The organism is Deinococcus misasensis DSM 22328 (assembly GCF_000745915.1).
Taxonomy (GTDB): domain Bacteria; phylum Deinococcota; class Deinococci; order Deinococcales; family Deinococcaceae; genus Deinococcus_C; species Deinococcus_C misasensis.
Window position 1 is genome coordinate 157552 of the sequence record NZ_JQKG01000005.1, and the last position, 18410, is coordinate 175961.

Below are 18410 nucleotides of genomic sequence, written 5' to 3' on the forward strand. Positions count from 1 at the left end.
CATCATTATGAGTGATTTTCTAAAAATCGGTCATCTGGTCCTCTGGGGGATGCATCCAAAACACACAGGTTTGCAGATGAGCTTCCACAAAACCCGATCAAAGGTTTGGAGGAACCCATGAAAAAACTGCTGTGGATTGGAACGCTCACCCTGACCCTCGCCGCCTGCACCCCCATGATGATAGCCCCCGAGACCCCCAAAGGCACCGTGCTGTACGGCCTCACTGACAATGGCAAACTGGCCATGCTGGGAAGCGACAACAGCGAGAAAAGCACCACCACCAGAGACATCTCTGGCCTGAATGGGGCCACCCTGGTGGATCTGGATGTGCGTCCCTCGGATGGCAAACTGTATGCGATCAGCTCAGATGGAAAGATGTTCAGCATTGATCCCATGACTGGTGCAGCCACCGCAGTGACCATGCCCGCAGAAGGGGTCACCCTCATGCCCACCAGCATGGATTTCAATCCGGCCGTGGACCGCACCCGTGTGTTTGCCATGAACGACCAGAACTTCCGGGTCAACCAGACCACCAATCCCTACACCCCCACCGTGGACGGCACCCTGAAGTACGCAGACACCCCCGAGCAAAACCCGGATCTGGCTGGAGCAGCTTATGACAACAGCTATCTCAACATGGGCACCCCTCCAGTGGCCATCCCAGAAGGGGAAGCCGCCACCCGACTGTTCAGTGTGGACCGTTCCACCGGTCAGTTGATCAAGCACGAAACTGCAGCAGGCAGCACCCCCGCAGGCAACTTCTCCACCTTGCGTCCTGTGGGCAATCTGGGGATCGCTCTGGGGGCCAATGTGGGCTTTGACATCGGAACCATGGGCGGTCAGATGGGCACCGACACCGCATATCTGGTGAATGGCAACATGCTGTACACCGTGAACCTGACCACCGGAATGGCCACCTTGAAAGGCAAAACCGGGGTCACCCTGAAGTCTCTGGCGGTCAAATTGACCGAGTGACCTGCTCCACAACCCGCCTTCTTCCCTACTGACTGTTGCCCTGAGAAGCCGTATGCTCAGGGCAATGCGTCTGATTCTTGCCCACGACAACGCCGACCTTGATGCCATCGCCAGTCTGGCCCTTGCCAGAAAACTCCACCCAGACGCCATTCCTGTCTTGCACGGTGGTCTGGATGGCAGCGAAAGGACCGCTTTCATCCTTTTTAAAGATGCCATTGGAATCCTGACCCCCGAGGACCTTCCCAACGAGCCCATCGAATCCCTGATTGTGGTGGACACCCACGACTTCACCCGCCTTGGAGAGTTTGCCGAGGTGGCACGCAAAGTGCCTGTGATGGTCTACGACCACCATCCTGTGGACGAGGACGCTCCGCCCGGACATTACCAGTTGGTCGGATCTTGCGCGACCTTGCTGGCCCGCAGGATCCAGCAGGAAGGCATCGAACTGACCACCCCCGAGGCCTCTCTGGCTCTGGCGGGACTGGAAGCCGACACCGACTTTTTTCAGAACGGCAACACCACCAGAGAAGATTTTCAGGCTGCCGCTTTCCTGTCCCAGTTTGCAGACCTCAGGGTGGTGCGGGAGGTCACAAGGCAATTCTTTGATCCAGATGCCCTCAACATCCTGTCTGAACTGCTGAAAAACCCTGAGTGGCGAGACATCGGGGCCTTTCGGGTGATCCTGAAGATTCTGCGTCCAGAGGAGCGCATTCCGGGTGCAGGCATCGCCATGCGCCTGATCAGCCTGACCGGAGCGGACGCAGTGTTTTTGCTGCTGCAAGATGGGGACCGAACCGACGTGGTCGCCAGAGCCCGCATGCGTGGCCCCAATGTTGCCCGCATCCTGCAAGAAGTGGGAGGTGGTGGGCACCGTCAGGCCGCGAGTGCCCGTGTGGATCTGCCACCCGAGGAGGCTCTGGAGAAAATCCTCAGGTGCCCCGCATGGCAAGAAAAACCTGTGCTGGTGATGGACCGCATGACCCGTGATGTCAGAACCCTTTCAGACACCTTGAAGGTCAGTGAAGCGATTGTGGAACTGGTGCGGATCGGGCACAACGGGGCTCCGGTGCTGCACGAAGGCAAACTGGTGGGGATGGTGTCCAGACGGGACCTCGACCGGGCCATGCGTCATGGACTGAGCAATGCTCCGGTGCTCAGCGTGATGTCCAAACGGGTGATTTCCATTGAACCAGACGCGCCTTTGACCAGAGCCACCGAACTGATCCGCAAGCATTCGGTGGGCAGGCTTCCGGTGGTCAAAGGGGGGCATTTGCTGGGCATCCTGACCCGTTCAGATTTGCTGGGCGAAGCCCCACCCAAACCCGACTTCACCGAACGGGTGCTGTCCCAACTCCAGATGCAGGACTGGGAAACCATCGAAACGGTCCGTGAAAATGCCCCGTCCAGTGCACGCATCATGCTGGTGGGAGGGGCCGTAAGGGATGCCCTGCTGGGCAAGCATCCCACCGATCTGGATGTGGTGGTCAGTGGCACCGATGTGATCGAGGTCGCCGAAAAATCCGGGCTGGATTTCAAATGCTATCCGCAATATGGAAATGCCACCCTGTCTTTGCCCAACGGCAACCACCTCGACCTGATTCAAGCCCGAGATGAGTACTACACCGCGCCCGGCGCAGATCCCACAGTCATGAAAGGCACCCTCGAACAGGACCTTGCCAGACGGGATTTCACCGTGAATGCTCTGGCCTTGCAACTCACCCCCGAGGTCAAATTGATTGACCTGCACGATGGACTCTCTGACCTGAACGCAGGTCTGCTGAGGGTTCTGCATCCCCTGAGTTTTGTGGAAGACCCGAGTCGCATCGTGCGTGGCGCACGTCTGGCGGTGCGTCTGGGATTCCGACTGGAAGAACGCACCCTGAACACCATCAAAGATGCCCTTCCTCATGCAGAATCTGCCATGAAGCGCCTGAAAACCGAGCTGCTTTTGGTGTTCCACGAAAGGATGCCCGGCGCGGTGTTTGAAACCCTGCAAAACTGGGGTGCAGGGGCACTGTATGGCTTTGGAGACATCTCTGCATTAAAGCGTGCAGATGAGGCCCGCAAAAAAGGCGAGCACGTCCCCACCGAAACCCTGATGGCCCTCTGGTTGCACTCTTTCTCTGAAAATGAACGCAAGCAAGTGGCCCGCAAATGGCAAATCCCCAAACGCACCCGTGAGGTCGCAGACCAGATCCACCCCGAGAACTTCACCCGCATGAACGACTGGGAATTCCTGTACTGGTGCTTTCTCAACCCCGAACAGGCCACCGAATATCAGGTGTTGCGCCTCACCCCTCCCCGACAGGTGACCGGCAAGGATTTGCTGGACCTCGGGATGCAGCCCGGATCCGAGATGGGGAAACTGCTTGCTCACCTGAAAGCCCTCAGGCAAGAAGAAAAGGTCAGCGGTTTTGAGGAGGAAATGGACGTGGTGCGGAGGTGGATGGGCAGGTGAGGGTTTTGTCAGGGTGAGGTGTGCCTTGCCCGTTGCCGAGAGCCGAGAGCCGAGAGCCGAGAGCATCGTGCTGTGCGTCCAGAAAATCGTCAAGGGGATTTGTAGGGGCGAGCGTGCAGAGGGATCAAGACGCGATCCCTCGTTTTGCACAAGAAGGCATGCCTCGCCCCTGAAAGCATCAGCCCAAGCATTTTTTTGCCCTTGGCCCTCGGCTCTCGGCCCTCGGCTTTAGACAAATTCCTCCGCCAACTGGTAATGCTTTGCCTGCAACCTGAACATGGCCGCGTACTCTCCATCCAGAGCCAGCAATTCCTGATGGGTGCCCTGTTCGATCAGGCATCCTGCTTTGAGCACCAGAATCCGGTCTGCCATCTGCACGGAGGCCAGACGGTGGGTCACCATGAGCACGGTTTTGCCTTCGGCAAGGCGGGCAAACTGCTCGTAGAGTTCGTGTTCGGCTCTGGGATCAATGGCTGCGGTGGGCTCGTCCAGAATCAGGAGGTCAGGGTTGCGGTAAAAGGCTCTGGCTATGGCGAGTTTTTGCCACTGCCCTCCCGAGAGTTCGGTTCCGCCAAACGATTTCCCGAGCCGGGTCGAGGTGCCTTCTGGCAAGACCTCCAATGGAAAACCGCTGTTGATCAGGGCGACTTCTGCCTTTTGAGGGTCAGTGTGTTTCAGGTCTCCGAGCATCACGTTGTCCTGCACGGTCAGGTGGTATTTGCCGAAGTCCTGAAAGACCGCTCCCATTCTGGACCTCCAATCCTGCACGTCCAGTTGATTGAGGGGCACCCCATCAATCCAGATCCTTCCCGAGGTGGGGTCGTAAAAGCGGCACAGCAGTTTGACCAGTGTGCTTTTTCCTGCGCCATTCTCTCCGACCAGAGCAACGGTCTCTCCTGCATGAAGGGTGAATGACACATCAGAAAGCACTTTGCGCCCGTCTGGATATGCGAAACCCACCCCTTCAAAACGGATGCCTTGCTGGAGCACCTCTGGGGCTTTCAGAGGAATTTTGGGCCTGGAGAGGGGGTCTTCGCTGTCCAGAAAGCGAAACAACTTCTCAAAGTACAGGATGTGCTCCGCGGTCAGGGACCAGTAAACGGTGAAGTCGTTCAGCAAGTTGTGGATGAGGGTCAGGGCCTGCACCACCACCACGATGCTGCCTGCCGTGATTTTTTGCTGCATGGCCAACAGCACCACATGTCCAAAAGCAAACACGCCCGCAGCGGTGCTCAGCAGAACCGTCAGGATGGGTTCTCTGGCGAGTCGCAGGCGGTCTTTGCCCATCACCTGCTGCAACTGGTGAAAAGCCCCCATGAGTCGACGTTCAAACTCGGTGCCCAGACCATAAATGCGCACTTCTCTGGCACTGGCTTCCTGTGTGAGCAAACTGCGAAAATAGTTGATTTCCAGAGCTTCCTTGCGTGTGGACATCAACCCTTTCCATCCGGTGGCCCGCAAAGCGGTGTTTTTGTAAATGCCCGGCAAACTGCATGCAATCAGCAAAAAAGGCATCCACCACACCAGAGAACCCACCAGAAGCATCAGTCCGGTCAGGGTGATCAGGGCACGCAAGGCGCTCACGCTGGAGACCAGCAAATTCAGGGGTTTGTGGCTGGACATCCGGTTCAGGACGTCCAGATCCTGAGAGAACGCCGGGTTTTCGAAGGGTTCCAGCCCTTGAAAACTGTTGGCTTTTGCAACCAGTCTCTGGTTGATGTGGGCGGTGTTGTGCTCGTTCAGTTGAGCGATCAGGTAACTGGTCCAAGGTTCCAGCAGTTGCCCGAGGAGCACGGTGCACCCCCACCACACCAGAATCCACAAGACCTGTTCGGTGCCCTGATGTTGCAATTGCAGCAAAGCATCAAGGGTGATTTTGGACAGGTGGGTGACCAGAGCGGGAATGCTGCCTTGAAGCACCATCAACACAAAAAGCAAGCTGGTTTCGGTGGGTCTGGATTGAAACATCAAATGGTAAGACCGATAAAACAAAACAACACGGGTTTTCAAATGTTGGCCCTTTTTGATTGCTGCCATTGCTGCACCTCCGCAGGAGATTGCAGTATAGGGCAAGAAATGTGCGTGCTGTATTGCACATTTGGCAGATTTGCATTTGAATGGACCCGTGTTACAATGAAGCCATCAAAGGACAAGTCATTGTGGGTTTCAGAAGCGAGGGGTTACGGCTTCCAGAAGTCCTTCATGGTTTCAAAAACAGGCTTGACCCTCAATTTGAAAGGTGGATTCTCCCAAGTGTCCCATGTGAAGGATTGGGTTTTGCCTTGCCACTTGAGTTTCAGGTCTTTCACTTGCACGAACCCTTCATCACGCGTGAGGTCCAACACAGATCGGGAACTCGGATCGGTGACATGGATCAGGGTCCAGGGCAAACGCACATGGGTGAAACCTTCTGCCACACAGTAATCTCTGGTGGCATCCCGACCAGAGCGTTCATCGCCTGCTTTCAGGACGCCCGGAAAATCCAGTTTTCTGGGATACAGCGTGCCCTCCCGACCAAAGCGCAATCGATTCGGCTGTGAAACGATGGGAACAAACGGTTCTCCTGCCCGAGGTCTGGCGGTTCGGTTGAAAATCAGGGTCTGGTAACTGCCGTCCTGCACCTCAACGAATGGAGCGTAAGCCGCATTGACACGGATTTCTGAAGTTCCAGAGGTGCGGATGTTCACCTGATACTCAAACCCTTCCTCGGGGTGGGTGTCCAGCCAGAACTCCGTGTCAGAGGTGGTGGGCAACCAGAGGTGCAGATATGCTGCTGTGGCAAGCGTTTTCACCCCATCTTCAAGCAATGTGGCCCCTTTGGGCGGAGGGGAACACAGGGTCACTTCTCTGGCATCTTCGGCAGAGAGCACCCCATAGTTCTGTTCAGCATCCATGACGCTGTGCCAGAGGGGATTTCGTTCTGCAGGCAATTCAAAATCCATGTAAAGCCAGTTGTGCTTGAACCACTCGTCCAGCAAGGCAAACATGATGCCTCCTGCCAGTCCAGCATCACGGATCTGCTGGAAAAGGACCCTGTTGATGCGCGCCTGTTCAGCTTCGCTGTGTCCACCGTGGGTGTAGCCCTGATTCTGAAAGTGCGCCACACTTCTGCTGCTCGGGACCCCGATTTCCGAGATCAGGAGGGGCATGCTGCCGTGATGCTTTTTCAGATTTTCCAGATACCCCTGATAGTTGGACACTGGGTGCTTGCTGTACTCGGGGTCCAGATTCATGAAATCCGGATAGTAAGGATAAGCGTGGTAAGACGCAAACTGTCCGGCCTGAAACGCAGGTGTGGGCTTGATGTTCAGGGCATCGACACCCACCTCATCGTTGTTGAATTCATTGACCAGAGGTTTCTCAAACTGCTCTCCAAGCTTGCGCCTGATGGCATTTTCTTCATCTCTGGTGGTTTCGGTGGTGTGGGTCAAAGGGTCCAGTGTGGGCCAGTTGGTGAAGGCAATCGGCGTTTGCTGGTTGTAGGTGTCCACCTGATAAGCCACCATGCGGTCCATGATGCGGGCAAGCCAGGTTTCCATTGGTGACGCTCCACGGGTCTGCAAAAACCTGCCCTGATAAGAGGTGAAATCCGGTGCCAACTGGTTGAACGCCAGCACCGAATAAGGCTCCCACTCTCTGCCCACAATGATCCCGAGCAGGTAGGGGCTCACATCGCTCTGGTACAGCCCTGAAGCATGACCGGGCACCGGAGGAATGGCGGCCCTTCCATGCACCACATTGATCACATCCCGGGCTTCTTTGAAAAACTGTTCCTCAAAAGCACCCCGGTATTCGTCGTTCTCAGGGAGTTCGGTCCAGACGCCATGAATCAGGTACAGCGGATTTTTGGGATGGGCCTTGTTGTGTTGCAACAAGGCCTCATAAAAAGCAGGAGGGAGGATGGTGTACGCCCGGATCACATTGGCGTTCATGTCTGCGGTCAACTGGATCCACTGCTGAAAATAAGCCTTCTCTGGAAACTCTGAGGGGAATTTGCCGGGCAAAGCCACCCCAAAATTCATCCCCTTCACTTCAATGGATTTCCCAGAGCGGTCCTGAAAGCCCTTGCTGTTCAGCAGGTAAGGCATTTGGAGCCGAGCAGGCCTCTGGTAGGGCTTCAGGTCTTTTTCGGTGTAAGTGCGAGGATATTTGAGGAGTTCAGCCTGAATGTCTTTGCGGTCTGGGTGCTGCTCAAGGATCTTTTCCAGCAAAACTCTGGCTGCTTCTGGTTGACCCTGTCGGCCCAGAATCAAGGCCCGCAAATAGGCAGCGTCGGGATCGGTTTCAGGAACCTCCTGCAGGGCTTTCAGGGCCAGAGGAAAATCCTGCAATTGATAGTGGGCAAAGGCCAGCAAAATGCGGGCATCGTGGTCCTGTGGAAACTCTTTCAGATGAAGGTTGAGGATCTGAACCGTTTCCTGAAACTTCTGGTTGCGGTAGGCGTTCTGGGCCTCTTGATAACTTTGTGGGTAGGTCATGGAGAAAGTGAACATCAAAAACAAGGGCAACAGCCAGCGAAAAGACATTTCAGGAAGATAGCCCATGTGGATCAGGATTTCTGCAAGAAATCTCAGGGTTGCCGGCACACCCTTTCGGTTTGAACTTTGGTCCTTCCAAGTTAAGAAAGGGGCCCAGTTGTCGTTTTCAGCAGAAACACAAAGGGCTTTCCTGACCCATCAGCCTGCAAAATCCCCTTCCAAACACTGACCGAAGGGCACATCACCTTTGTTTTTGTTCGCTGAATGCCGATGGCTGACCGCTGAACGCTGCCTTCTGCAAAAACCCCATGCCATCTGCCTCATAAAGCTTGAGTGTGGTAGTGTAAAGTACAGGTATGGATTACTACCAAATCCTTGGTGTGGAAAAAGACGCCTCACAAGAAGAAATCAAGCGCGCTTACCGTGCTCTGGCCCTCAAGTACCACCCGGACCGGAACAAGGAAGAAGGCGCACAGGAAAAATTCGCCCAGATCAACAACGCTTACGCCGTGCTCTCAGACCCAGAGAAACGCGCCCACTACGACCGTTTTGGCAGTGAACCCCAGACCGGTGGCATGCCCGGTGGTCCCGGAGGGGCCGGGGGTTTCAGCGTCGAAGACCTGTTCTCCCAGTTCTTTGGAGATGCTTTCTTCGGAGGGGGCGGACGGCGCGGCAACATGCAGCCCAGAGGCGAAGACCTTCAGGTGGACGCCGAAATCACCCTCGAAGAAGCCCGCGATGGGGCCGAAATCGAAGTGGACGTGGACCGTCTGGTCACCTGCGATGCCTGCAATGGAACCCGCAGCGAACCGGGCAGCACCCCCAAAACCTGTACCACCTGCAATGGCTCGGGTGTGGTCAGGCAACAACAGCGCACCATTCTGGGTTCTTTTGTCACCGAGCAGCCTTGCCAGACCTGCCGCGGCGAAGGTGTTTTGATCACCGATCCTTGCAAAAAGTGCAAAGGCCGGGGTCGGGTCATCAAAACCGAGAAAATCAAAGTCAAACTCCCCAAAGGCATCGACGGCGGTTACCGCCTGCGGGTGACCGGACAGGGCAACGAGGGCCCCGGCGGTCCCGGCGACCTGTATGTGCACCTCACTTTAAAACCCCACCCCCACCTGAAACGCGAAGAGGAACACCTCCACTACATCGCTGAACTGGGCATCACCGAAGCCATTTTTGGGGGCAAAATCAAGGTGCCCACCCTTGAAGGCGAAAAAGAAGTGGAAATCAAACCCGGCACCCAGCATGGGGATTACATCCGCCTGCGCAACATTGGCATGCCCCGCTTGCAGGGGGGCGGCAACGGCGACCTGTGCGTCCACTTCAAAGTCAACATCCCGAGTGCCAGCAAACTTTCCAAAGAGGCCCGTGCCCATCTGGAAGCTTACGCCAAAGTCATGGGCGAGCATCCAGACGACCACAAAGAGGGTTTCTTCGAGAAGCTGGGCAAGGCGTTTAGAGGGGATTGAAACTCGGGGGCATTGTTATGGGGCTTGGCGTGTCTTGCCCTGATGCCGAGGGCCAAGAGCATCATGCCATCCGTAAAAAAATGGTCAAGAGAACCTGTAGGGGCGTAGCGTGCTACGCCCTTGATCGCTGTGGCCAAAGCTTGCTGATGCCCTCGGCTCTCGGCCCTTGGCCCCTGATCAAACAAAGCCCCATTCTCCGCATTTCAACCAGACGTCTACTAGCACCCTCAGGCTCAAATGATTTATGCTAACTAGCGGTCTTTTAAGAACTGAGCCCACGACCTCTGGAGGTTCTCAAGGTGTTTCTGAATCAACGTCCCCTGAAAGTGTTTTCAGGTCAAAGCAACAAAGCACTGGCACAGGAAATCTGTGACAACCTGGGCATCACCCTCGGCAACAGTGAAACCCAGAAGTTCAACAATGACAACATCATCGTGCGTTATCAGGAATCCCTGCGTGAAGCCGATGTGTTCATTGTGCAAGCCCTCAGCGCCCCCACCAGCGACAACCTGATGGAATTGCTGCTGATGATTGACGCGGCCAAGAGTGCTTCCGCCTACCGCGTCACTGCAGTCATTCCCTATTACTCCTACGCCAGAAGCGACAAAAAAGACGAGCCCCGCATCTCCATCTCTGCCCGTCTGGTTGCCGACCTGATTCAGACCGCTGGTGCAGATCGGGTGCTGACCATGACCCTGCACAGCCCACAGGTGCACGGCTTCTTCAAAGTGCCTGTGGACCACCTGTCTTCCGAAGTGGTGATCGCCAACCACCTGATCACCCACATCGACAATGTGCAAGATGGTGTGGTGCTGGCCACCGATGCCGGAGACATCAAACGTGCCTCCGCGCTGGCCCGTCGCCTGAACGCCAACCTGGCTTTCATTGATAAACGCCGTCTGTCCGACACCAACGTGCAAGCCCGAGGCCTCATCGGTGATGTGAAAGGCCGCAAAGTCTTCGTGGTCGACGATGAGATCTCCACTGCGGGTTCTCTGGTCGAGGCCGTCAACGTGGCCAGAAACGCAGGTGCCACCGAAGTGTACGTGGCCGTCACCCACGGCGTGTACGTCGGTCCTGCCATTGAGCGCATCGCCAAACTGGATGCTGTGGAAGTGTGCAGCACCAACACCGTCGAAGTTCCCGAGTGGAAGATGGAACAGGGCAAGAAACTGAAGGTCTTGACCGTGGCCCCCTTGTTTGCAGAGGCCATCCAGCGCATTCACTCTGGTGAGTCTGTTTCTTCCTTGTTTGATTGAATGTCTTGAACCAACGGTTTGATTCAATCGCTGGATTTTGAACCATCCCCGGTCTTGAAGCCGGGGATGGCTTTTGACTTCCATGTCAATTGGGACATGCGCCAAACAAAATAGTGTATATACTGAATGTCATGGTTTTTTCACGCTTTCTGCCCAAAAACCCCGAGTTCATTCAGTTGTTCGTCACATCGGCCAAAAACGCCCACGAGACGGCCAAAGCCCTTGCCGATCTGATGGACAATTACACCGATGTGGAAGCCAAAGTTCGCAAAATCCGCGATCTGGAACATGCCGGAGACAAAGTCACCCACGACCTGACCAACGCCCTGACCACCACTTTCGTGACCCCTTTTGACCGGGACGACATCATGGTGCTGGCCAGCCGTCTGGACGATCTGGTCGATTCCATCGAAGAGGCTGCCCGCCGCATGTGGCTGTACCGCATGCCTGCCCCCACCCCCGAGGCACAGCGTCTGGCCCACATCATTCAGGACCAGACCGCTGCCATGGCCGATGCCATGCACATGCTGATCGACACCAAGCAAACCGAGAACCTGCGCAAAGTGGTCCGCACCGTCACCTCTCTGGAAGACGACGGCGACAAAATTCTGGACGACGTGCTCTCCAAGCTGTACGACAACGCCACCGACATCAAAGGTGTGATCTCCTCCATCCGTTGGGGAGAACTCTACCAGTACCTGGAAGACGCCACCGACCGTGCGCAGGACGTGGCCTACACCATCGAAGGAATCCTGTTGAAAAATGCCTGAAGCTGCCTTGATGGGTCTCATTGCAATCGTGGTGCTGGCGTTGGCCTTCGATTTCATCAACGGGTTCCACGACACCGCCAACGCCATTGCCACCAGTGTGGCCACCCGTGTGCTTTCACCGGGTCAGGCTGTCTTGATGGCAGGGGTGCTGAACGTGGTCGGTGCACTGACCGGCACCGCCGTGGCCAAAACGGTGGGCAAAGACATCGTGCGCCCAGAGCTGGCCACCCTTGAACTGGTCGGTGCAGCTTTGCTTTCTGCCATTGTCTGGAACCTCCTGACATGGTGGAAAGGCATTCCCAGCAGCTCCAGCCACGCACTGGTGTTCTCCATTGTGGGGGCTGGCGTGGCCTCTGGTGGATGGCAAGCCATCACCTTCAAAGGGGTTCAGAAAACCCTGACCGGTCTGGTGTCCTCCCCTGCTCTGGGCTTTGTGATTCCCATCATCCTGATGGCGATTCTGCTGTGGGTGATTGCCCGCTGGCGTCCCAGAACCGTCAGCCGGGTGTTCTCCAAACTGCAAATCGTGTCTGCAGCCTTCATGGCCTTCAGCCACGGCAGCAACGATGCCCAGAAAACCATGGGGATCATCACCATGGCTCTGGCCGCCTACTACGGCTGGAAAGGTGAAGAGTGGGGGGTGCCCCTCTGGGTCGTGCTGTCCGCTGCGAGTGCCATGGGTCTGGGAACCGCCATGGGGGGCTGGAAAATCATCAAAACCATGGGGCACAAAGTGGTGGACCTGAAGCCTGTCGATGGTTTCGTGGCAGAACTGAGTGCCGCCACCATCATTGAAACCGCCAGTCGCCTCGGGATTCCAGTGTCCACCACACACGTGATCTCTACGGCCATCATGGGGGTTGGAACCTCCAAAGGGGCCAGCAAAGTGAACTGGGGCATGGCTGGACGCATCGTGTCGGCATGGGTGATCACCATCCCCACCTGCATTGTGTTTGGTTACCTCAGCTTCAAAATCATCCACCTGTTCAACTGAGAACCCGTACTTCCAGAGCACCCCCAGAGGGTGCTTCTTTGTTTTCAGGGCTGAAGGTCCACTGGGCTCTGGCGCACCACTTCTGAAAGCAGAATGTGGGTGGTGGTCTGGCCAAATTTCATGAGTTCGCGGATCAGGGCTTCCAGATCCAGCATCTTTTGCACGCACACCTTCAGGGAAAAAGCACTTTGCCCGAGCAGGTGATGGCATTCCAGCACGGCTCTTTTTTCTTTGACGTAGCGCATGAACGCCTGCTCGTCTTTGTAAGCCACCTCAATGAGGATCAGGGCTTGCACATCGAAGCCAAGTTGCCTCAGGTCAAGGCTCGCTTGATATCCCTGAATGATGCCTGCATGTTCCAGTTTGCGAATGCGTTCGGTGACGGCGGGGGCGGTGAGGCCCACATGCCTTGCCAGATCCGAGTAACTCAGGCGGGCATTTTCTTGCAACAGGCGCAGGAGTTTCAGATCCACCTGATCGAGGGCTTTGAATTCCATGTTTTGACCTCTGCTTTCTTTGGATTTGAAAGTTTATGACACGTTTAGGCTGGTTTTTCCGATGTACACGGCAAATATTTATCTTTACAATAACAGACAACACACAACAGGTCCTCCAGCATGCTCTGGAGGATTTTTTGGAGGCTTCCCATGAAAACACAAGATTTCATTTTGCTGGACGAGGGTTACGGCGCACACAACTACCATCCTCTGGACGTGGTGATCGAACGGGGCGAGGGGGTGTGGGTGCACGATGTGGAAGGCAAAAAATACCTCGATTGTCTGAGTGCCTACAGTGCAGTCAATCAGGGACACTGCCATCCCAGAATTTTGAAAGCCCTGACCGAGCAGGCCAGCAAAGTCACACTGACCTCCAGAGCGTTCCGCAACGACCAGATGGGTTTGTTTTTGAAAGAACTCTGCGAATTCACCGGTTATGAAATGGCCCTCCCCATGAACACCGGAGCAGAGGCTGTGGAAACCGCCATCAAAGCAGCCCGCAAATGGGGCTATCAGGTCAAGGGAATTGCAAGTGATCAGGCCCAGATCATTGTGGCCAATGGCAATTTTCACGGGAGGACCACCACAGTGGTGTCTTTCTCGACGGAAGCCCAGTACAAACAGGACTTTGGACCGTTCACGCCCGGCTTTGTGGCCGTTGAATACGGCAGCATTGAAGCCCTGAAAGCCGCCATCAACCCCAGCACCGCAGCCATCCTGCTGGAACCCATTCAGGGGGAGGGGGGCGTGATCATTCCCCCAGAGGGCTACCTCAAAGAGGTGCGCGAACTGTGCGATCAGCACAACATCCTGTTCATTGCCGATGAAATCCAGTCCGGTCTTGGGCGCAGCGGAGCCCGCTTTGCCTGCGACCATGAAGGGGTGCGTCCTGACATGGTGATTCTGGGGAAAGCCCTTTCCGGTGGTTTTTATCCGGTTTCCGCGGTGGTGGCAGACCAGAAGGTGCTGGGCCTCTTCAAACCCGGAGACCACGGTTCCACTTTTGCCGGAAACCCTCTGGGCGCAGCGGTGGCCCGAGAAGCCCTGAAAGTCCTGCAAGAAGAAAAGCTGATCGAACGTTCCAGAACACTGGGGGCTTACCTCAAAGCAGAGCTGGAAAAAATCGACAGCCCCATCATTGATTTTGTGCGGGGCAAAGGACTCTGGATCGGTCTGGTCCTGAAAGAGCCCGCCCGCAAATACTGTGAAGCCCTGCGTGAACGGGGAATCCTGTGCAAAGAAACCCACGTGAATGTGATCCGGATTGCCCCTCCTCTGGTGATCGAGCAGGCCGAACTGGATTTGATTGTGTCAGAGTTTAAAGCGGTGTTGACAGCTTCTGAAAAAGTGCTGGTCTGAAAAACTTCATGCAAACCCAGACAGAAGATCCTCACAACGGGTCTTCTGTTTTCACAAGTAGACCAGCCAAAAGTTGACCCACTTCATCAACTATGCCTAGTCCTCCCCTTGACCCCTGTGACCATCAATGAAAGAATACTTTTCTAGCGTGCGTTTTCAGACGCACCTTCATCCAGAGCGTGTCAGGGATCTGGCCCGAGAACCTGCATTCCCAAGGCAGGCACAGCACGCAGCAACCCGCCCCTCATTTCGGGCATGGTGCTCTCCAGCCACCCCGTGAGCGGTTAAGGATGACAGGTTGGGTGGAAAGATGGAGGACCACATGCAAAAACCCCCCATTCGTGAAGTGCTGAAAGACCGCATCCTCGTGCTTGATGGTGCGATGGGCACCATGATCCAGCAATTCAAACTCTCCGAATCGGACTTCTGGAACAAAGAACTGGTTCAGGCTGGAATTGGCTGCAACCTCAAAGGCAACAGCGATTTGCTGAACATCACCCGCCCAGATGTGATTCTGGAAATCCACCGGCGTTATCTGGAAGCGGGCGCAGACATTCTGGAGACCAACACCTTCTCGGGAACCTGGGTGGCCCAGAGCGATTACGAAACCGAGCGTTTCGTGTACCAGATCAATTACGATGGTGCCCGTCTGGCCAAGCAAGCCGCAGACGAATTCACGGCAAAAGATCCCAGCAAACCCCGTTACGTGGCGGGGGCGATTGGTCCCACCAACAAAACCCTGAGCATTTCACCCAAAGTGGAAGATCCCGGCTTTCGGGCGTTCTCTTGGGATGAACTGGTCCGCGATTACACCGAGCAGATCACGGCCCTGCTGGATGCAGAAGTGGACCTTCTGCTGGTGGAAACCATCTTCGACACCCTGAACTCCAAGGCAGCCCTGTACGCCATCGAAGAGGTGTTCCAGAGCACTGGAAAACGGGTCCCGATCATGGTTTCAGGCACCATCACTGACGCTTCCGGGCGCACCCTCAGTGGTCAGACTGCAGAGGCTTTTTACATCTCGGTCAGCCATGCCGATCTTCTGTCCATCGGGTTCAACTGTGCTCTGGGTGCAGAAGACCTGCGTCCGCACATGCGCACCCTCTCCAAACTGGCCCCAGAGTTCCTGAGCTGTTACCCCAACGCAGGTCTGCCCAATGCCTTCGGAGAATACGACGAGACCCCGGAGCAAATGGCAACCGTCCTGAAAAGCTTCGCGGAAGAAGGGCTGCTGAACATTGTGGGCGGATGTTGCGGAAGCACCCCCGAGCACATCACCGCCATTGTGAATGCAGTGGCGAACCTGAAGCCCAGAAAACCCACCCTTCCTCTGGCCCTGCCAAATTACAGCGGTCTGGAAGCCCTGTTCATCACCCGAGAAACCAACTTCGTGAACGTCGGTGAACGGACCAACATCACCGGCAGTCCCAGATTCTCCAAAGCCATTCTGGCTGGAGATTACGACGCAGGTCTGAAAATTGCTGCACAGCAGGTCCGAAACGGCGCCCAGATCATCGACATCAACATGGATGAGGGGATGCTGGACGGGGTTCAGGCCATGCACCGCTTCATCAATCTGGTGGCCTCAGAACCAGAGATTGCACGTGTCCCCATCATGATCGATTCCTCCAAGTGGGAAGTCATCGAGGCAGGCCTGAAGTGCTTTCAGGGCAAATGCATCGTCAACTCGATTTCCCTGAAAGAAGGCGAGGAATCCTTCAAGAAATACGCCCGCAAGTTGCGCCAGTACGGCGCAGCCGTGGTGGTGATGGCCTTCGATGAGCAGGGACAGGCCGATTCATACGCCCGGCGCATCGAAATCTGCGAACGGGCTTACCGCATTCTGGTGGATGAGGTCGGCTTCAAGCCCCACGACATCATCTTTGATCCCAACGTCCTGACCGTGGCCACCGGTCTTGAAGAACACAATGCCTACGCACTGGACTTCATCGAGGCGACCCGCTGGATCAAACAGAACCTGCCCGGTGCTCTGGTCTCTGGCGGAATCTCCAATGTGTCTTTCTCGTTCCGGGGCAACAACCACGTGCGGGAAGCCATGCACAGCGTCTTCCTCTACCACGCCATCCGGGCGGGTCTGGACATGGGCATCGTGAATGCCGGGATGCTCGGGGTTTACGAGGACATCGAACCCGAGCTTCTGGAAAAAGTGGAAGATGTGATCCTCAACCGCCACAGCGAAGCCGGCGAAGCCCTGTTGCAACTCGCGGAGAAGTACAAGGACACCGAAAAAACCAAAGCGGTGGCTGCCTCATGGCGAAACCAGCCCGTTTACGAGCGCCTGAAACACGCCCTGATCCACGGCCTGACCGACCACATCGATCAGGATGCAGAAGAGGCTTATCAGGAACTGGGCAGCCCACTGCAAGTCATTGAAGGCCCCCTGATGGACGGCATGAACGTGGTCGGCGACCTGTTCGGCTCGGGGAAAATGTTCTTGCCTCAGGTGGTGAAAAGCGCACGGGTCATGAAAAAAGCCGTGGCTTACCTGACCCCTTATCTGGAAGCCGAGAAAAAAGAAGGCTCAAAAGCCGGAACCATCGTGATGGCCACCGTCAAAGGGGACGTGCACGACATCGGCAAAAACATTGTGGGTGTGGTGCTGGGCTGCAACAGCTTTGAGGTGATTGACCTCGGGGTGATGGTGCCTGCTGAGAAAATCCTTCAGGTGGCCAAAGAGAAAAATGCAGACGCCATCGGGCTCTCTGGATTGATCACCCCCAGCCTCGACGAGATGGTGCATGTGGCCAGCGAAATGCAGCGTCAGGGCTTCAAGCTGCCCCTCCTGATCGGCGGAGCCACCACCTCCAGAGCGCACACCGCTGTCAAAATTGACCCACAGTACGCCAATCCGGTGGTGCATGTGCTGGACGCCAGCCGCGCGGTGGGGGTCCTCAGCAGCTTGCTTTCTGTCAACAAAGAGGATTTCGCAAAACAGACCAAGGCCCTGTACAAAGACATCCGCGAACAGCACGCCGAAAAGAACATCCGCATGGTGTCTCTGGAAGAGGCCCGCAACAACCGTCCGGCCCTGACTTACACCGACAAACCCCAGCCGAACACACTGGGCCGTCAGGTCCTCCAGTACAGCATCAAAGAACTTCGTGAATACATCGACTGGACCCCATTTTTCATTGCGTGGGAACTCAAAGGGATTTACCCCAAAATCCTCAATGACCCCAAAGTGGGCGAGCAGGCCCGCAGCCTGTTTGCAGATGCCAACACTTTGCTGGACCAGCTTGAAAACCGTCTGGAGGCCAAAGCCGTCATTGGTCTCTACGAAGCCGAGCGCTCTGGCGATGACCTGCACCTCAGCCTGAATGGTGAGCCCGTGACGGTGCTGTACACCCTCAGACAGCAACGCCAGCAGATGGGCAACAACTTCGCTCTGGCGGATTTTGTGGATCAGGAGAAAGACTTTGTGGGCATGTTCGCCGTCACCATCCACGGTGCAGAAGAAATCGTGCAGGAATACAAAGCCCAGCACGATGATTACACCGCGATCATGGTGCAAGCCGTTTCAGACCGCCTTGCAGAAGCTTTCGCTGAAAAACTGCACAAAGACGTGCGAACCACCCACTGGGGTTACGCTCCAGAGGAAACCCTGGCCAACGATGACCTGATCCGCGAGCGTTACCGTGGCATCCGACCTGCCCCCGGCTACCCTGCCTGCCCCGACCACACCGAAAAACGCACCATCTTCAGTGTCCTGAACGCAGAAGAAATCGGATTGCAACTCACCGAATCCTGCGCCATGTGGCCCCCGAGCAGCGTCTCTGGTCTGTACTTTGCCCACCCGGAAAGCCAGTACTTTGCCGTCGGACGCATTGGTGAAGATCAGGTCAAAGAATACGCCCAGAGAAAAGGCATGACCCAGGAGGAAGCCGAACGCTGGTTGCAACCGATTCTGGCGTATCAGAGGGCATTGGTGCAGTGAGAGCCGAGAGCCGAGAGCCGAGAGCCGAGAGCCGAGAGCCGAGAGCCGAGAGCCGAGAGCCGAGAGCCGAGAGCCGAGAGCCGAGAGCATGATGTTTTACACAGCAAAAATCGTCAAGGGGATTGCCTGCAATCCTAAAAGCTCTGGCCAAAGCTCTTTTTGCCCTCGGCTCTGAGCCCTCGGTGGGCAC

At 56.0% G+C, this 18410-nt stretch carries 11 protein-coding genes; 8 read left to right on the plus strand and 3 right to left on the minus strand.

Annotated features, from left to right (window positions below; translation table 11 throughout):
• Nucleotides 1-117: 117 nt before the first annotated feature.
• Both Q371_RS05935 and Q371_RS05940 read left to right on the plus strand, forming a co-directional pair.
• The gene (locus Q371_RS05935) at nucleotides 118-975 is read left to right on the plus strand and encodes a DUF4394 domain-containing protein (protein ID WP_034337449.1); all 858 of its coding nucleotides are present in this window, start codon (nucleotides 118-120) and stop codon (nucleotides 973-975) included.
• 64 nt (nucleotides 976-1039) lie between these two features.
• Nucleotides 1040-3433, plus strand: coding sequence for a CBS domain-containing protein (locus Q371_RS05940; RefSeq protein WP_169743797.1), 2394 nt, complete (start codon nucleotides 1040-1042; stop codon nucleotides 3431-3433).
• Between the two features lie 228 nt (nucleotides 3434-3661).
• Here the strand turns inward: Q371_RS05940 and Q371_RS05945 are convergent, their stop codons facing one another.
• Together Q371_RS05945 and Q371_RS05950 are read right to left on the minus strand one after the other, a co-directional pair.
• Complete coding sequence (locus Q371_RS05945) at nucleotides 3662-5470, minus strand: ABC transporter ATP-binding protein (protein WP_051963403.1); 1809 nt, start codon at nucleotides 5468-5470, stop codon at nucleotides 3662-3664.
• Between the two features lie 143 nt (nucleotides 5471-5613).
• A complete protein-coding gene (locus tag Q371_RS05950) occupies nucleotides 5614-7911 on the minus strand; it encodes a tetratricopeptide repeat protein (protein ID WP_169743798.1) in 2298 nt (765 codons plus the stop codon).
• Nucleotides 7912-8267: 356 nt separating this feature from the next.
• Here Q371_RS05950 and dnaJ point away from each other — a divergent pair, with 356 nt between their 5' ends.
• From dnaJ to Q371_RS05970, 4 genes are all read left to right on the plus strand, one after another.
• Nucleotides 8268-9386, plus strand: a complete 1119-nt coding sequence (gene dnaJ, locus Q371_RS05955; protein WP_034337454.1) for a molecular chaperone DnaJ — start codon at nucleotides 8268-8270, stop codon at nucleotides 9384-9386.
• Nucleotides 9387-9685: 299 nt separating this feature from the next.
• A complete protein-coding gene (locus tag Q371_RS05960) occupies nucleotides 9686-10645 on the plus strand; it encodes a ribose-phosphate diphosphokinase (RefSeq protein ID WP_245618247.1) in 960 nt (319 codons plus the stop codon).
• A gap of 131 nt (nucleotides 10646-10776) precedes the next feature.
• Complete coding sequence (locus Q371_RS05965; RefSeq protein ID WP_034337459.1) at nucleotides 10777-11415, plus strand: DUF47 domain-containing protein; 639 nt, start codon at nucleotides 10777-10779, stop codon at nucleotides 11413-11415.
• Between the two features lie 10 nt (nucleotides 11416-11425).
• Nucleotides 11426-12409 (plus strand): inorganic phosphate transporter, encoded by a 984-nt coding sequence (locus Q371_RS05970; protein ID WP_245618249.1) that lies wholly within the window; start codon nucleotides 11426-11428, stop codon nucleotides 12407-12409.
• 44 nt (nucleotides 12410-12453) lie between these two features.
• On the opposite strand, the gene Q371_RS05975 is transcribed toward Q371_RS05970, so the two are convergent.
• Nucleotides 12454-12906, minus strand: coding sequence for an Lrp/AsnC family transcriptional regulator (locus tag Q371_RS05975; protein ID WP_034337464.1), 453 nt, complete (start codon nucleotides 12904-12906; stop codon nucleotides 12454-12456).
• A gap of 150 nt (nucleotides 12907-13056) precedes the next feature.
• On the opposite strand from Q371_RS05975, the gene rocD reads away from it, so the two are divergent.
• Both rocD and metH read left to right on the plus strand, forming a co-directional pair.
• A complete protein-coding gene (gene rocD, locus Q371_RS05980) occupies nucleotides 13057-14265 on the plus strand; it encodes an ornithine--oxo-acid transaminase (protein WP_034337467.1) in 1209 nt (402 codons plus the stop codon).
• A 322-nt stretch (nucleotides 14266-14587) separates the two neighbouring features.
• The gene (metH, locus tag Q371_RS05985; RefSeq protein WP_157442550.1) at nucleotides 14588-18220 is read left to right on the plus strand and encodes a methionine synthase; all 3633 of its coding nucleotides are present in this window, start codon (nucleotides 14588-14590) and stop codon (nucleotides 18218-18220) included.
• Nucleotides 18221-18410: the final 190 nt, after the last annotated feature.